3 protein-coding genes are annotated in these 2361 nt (G+C 46.0%); all 3 read left to right on the top strand.

Translation table 11 applies throughout. The features are described 5' to 3' along the window. Nucleotides 1-289: 289 nt before the first annotated feature. The 3 genes from U9P07_09505 to U9P07_09495 all read left to right on the top strand — a co-directional run bounded on the left by U9P07_09505 (nt 290) and on the right by U9P07_09495 (nt 2352). Nucleotides 290-1510, top strand: coding sequence for a tyrosine-type recombinase/integrase (locus U9P07_09505; protein ID MEA2109641.1), 1221 nt, complete (start codon nt 290-292; stop codon nt 1508-1510). A gap of 158 nt (nt 1511-1668) precedes the next feature. Next, on the top strand, nt 1669-2022 hold the full coding sequence (locus tag U9P07_09500; protein MEA2109640.1) for a type II toxin-antitoxin system RelE/ParE family toxin: 354 nt from the start codon (nt 1669-1671) through the stop codon (nt 2020-2022). A 3-nt stretch (nt 2023-2025) separates the two neighbouring features. Continuing rightward, entirely contained in the window at nt 2026-2352 is a 327-nt protein-coding gene (locus U9P07_09495; GenBank protein ID MEA2109639.1) for a helix-turn-helix transcriptional regulator, read from the top strand. Nucleotides 2353-2361 lie beyond the last annotated feature (9 nt).

The raw sequence follows: 2361 nt of genomic DNA, 5'->3' as shown, positions 1-2361 counted from the left end.
GATAAAAAATCGTCAACACCGGTCAGCAAAGCCAAAAAAAACAGAGGTTGCGATTTATGTCGCAACCCCTTGATATTACTTGGTGAGCCGTGCAGGGATCGAACCTGCGACCCTCTGATTAAAAGTCTTAAGCCATACATTCCCACTACTTCCCTGTCCATCACGAAAACCCCTTGACAATCAACAACTTATACGTTATTACTTTCATTAATCTTCCCTAGCAATCCCTTTTAATAACAAAAAAAGTGGCGGACAAAGTGGCGGACGCGATTTCAAGGAAGGCGGTATTATGGAAATCACCAAACTGAGAGACAAAACACTACAATCTATCAAACCTCAAGTCAAGCGGTATCGCATTTACATAAAGAGCCATCCAGGACTTTTCTTGTTGGTGAACCCCTCTGGCCGGATTTCATTTCAATATCGCTTTCAGCTTGCTGGGCGGCGCCGGGAGATATCCTTAGGTGTATATCCAAACACTAAATATAAAACTTTACTGGCGAGTTATGCCAAAGCAGTTAAGGCGGTCGATAACAATGTTGATCCACTGGCCGTCAAGGAAGCCGAACAGGACGAAGACAACCCCACGACTGCTGAACTTGCCAAGCGATTCCTTGAACGTTATGCAGGAAGAAAATTAAGGGAAACAACCGCCAAGGAATATGAACGGCTGCTTAATAAACACGTCCTGCCAAAATGGAAAAACCGCAAAGCCGAAGACATAAAACGATCACACGTTGTATCCCTGGTTGAAAAAATGGCCGCTAAAACCCCTATTCAGGCAAACCGGACCCTGGCAGTTATCAAATCAATGTTTACCTATGGGGTCAAAGTTGGCCTTCTTGAATCAAGCCCGGCAGCCGGTGTAAGCTTACCAGGCAAAGAAAGGATCAAGGACAGGGTGTTAACCCTTGATGAGATCACTATCATGCTCAAAGCCCTGGAGGAAGCCCCCAGGGATGCAAGAGATATCCTTTTACTGATACTGTTGTCCGGCCAGCGGCCTGGTGAAGTATGTTCCATGCACGAAAGTCAATTAAATGGCGATTGGTGGAACATGGCCGGTGCAGAAACCAAGAGCGGCAGAGCACACCGGGTTTATCTGTCCAGGTGGACACGGGAAATCATCCAAAACCGCCAAGATGATGGATTGACAAAGGATGGTTACTTTTTCCCTGGTGGTGTTAGTCGACCACATATCCGAACTGACAACCTGAAAAACTGGTTTCACCGGCGGCTGCATAAACTATTCAAAGAAGCCGGAATAGCTGAACCCTTCACGGCCCATGATCTGCGACGATCTGCGGCTACCGGCATGGCGATGTTAGGACATGCGGCGGTTGTCCCGGATATCCTGAATCATGCCCCCCAGGGGATAACCCGAACCGTTTACGATCGGTACGACCGGGGACCGGAGATTAAAAGGGCGTTGCAAGCCTGGGAACATGCTGTTAAGCACGCAGTTGAAGGGATAAAAGAAGGAACCGTTATCCCCGTTGATTTTCAGTAATCCAATCGGAATTTAGAAGCTTGAGGTCACAAACTGTGACATCAACTCACGCAATGGTCACCGCATTTAATCCTAAAATTGCGCTGTGGGTAATGAAATACTTTTTCTGGTGGCTGGAAACAGTGTTGACTTATTATCCCTAAACTGGTATAAATGGCATGATGAAAAAAGACAAAGAACTTATCTGGATAGGAGACAGCAGGGACAACCTTAGAAGATTTCCCGAAGAGGTGAAAGACGTTATGGGATTTGCCTTGCGGCAGGCACAGCAGGGCGGAAAACATCCCTGCGCAAAGCCGCTCAAAGGCTTTAAAGGAGCGGGTGTTCTTGAAGTAGTGGAGAATTACGACGGCGACACCTACCGGGCTATTTACTCGGTACGAATTAAAGATAAGGTCTATGTTCTTCACGCATTTCAGAAAAAGTCAAAAAAGGGGATAAAAACACCACAAAAAGAAATAGATGTGATTAAGGCACGCCTGAAGCGTGCCGAAGCTGAAGAAGGAGTATGAAAGATGGAAGATATCAAACTTGAAAAAAGCTCTGGAAATGTTTTTACCGACATTGGCCTTGATGCCCCGGAAGAACGTTTAGCAAAGTCTGATTTAGCCTTAAAGATCGCTCAGATTATCAACAAGCGGCGCCTCTCACAGGCTCAGACGGCTGAGCTTTTAGGAATTACTCAGCCAAAAGTTTCAGCCATTCTGAATGGACGGCTTAAAGGATTCTCTCTTGAAAAACTCATGCTCCTAATGGTTGCCCTTGACCAGGATATTGAAATTGTTGTGAAGCGCAAACCAAAAGCCAGGAAACATGGCCGACTTCGGGTTGTTTATTCGTAAATCAGTAGT

Source organism: Pseudomonadota bacterium, from assembly GCA_034660915.1.
Lineage (GTDB): Bacteria > Desulfobacterota > Anaeroferrophillalia > Anaeroferrophillales > Anaeroferrophillaceae > DQWO01.
The sequence above is the reverse complement of the archived record's forward strand: the minus strand, read 5'-3'. Positions and strand labels throughout refer to the sequence as shown.

Bases quoted from the DNA above. Each gene is read 5' to 3' on its own strand.
- U9P07_09500 (MEA2109640.1), top strand. From the start codon at position 1,669: ATGATGAAAAAAGACAAAGAACTTATCTGGATAGGAGACAGCAGGGAC.
- U9P07_09505 (MEA2109641.1), top strand. From the start codon at position 290: ATGGAAATCACCAAACTGAGAGACAAAACACTACAATCTATCAAACCT.
- U9P07_09495 (MEA2109639.1), top strand. From the start codon at position 2,026: ATGGAAGATATCAAACTTGAAAAAAGCTCTGGAAATGTTTTTACCGAC.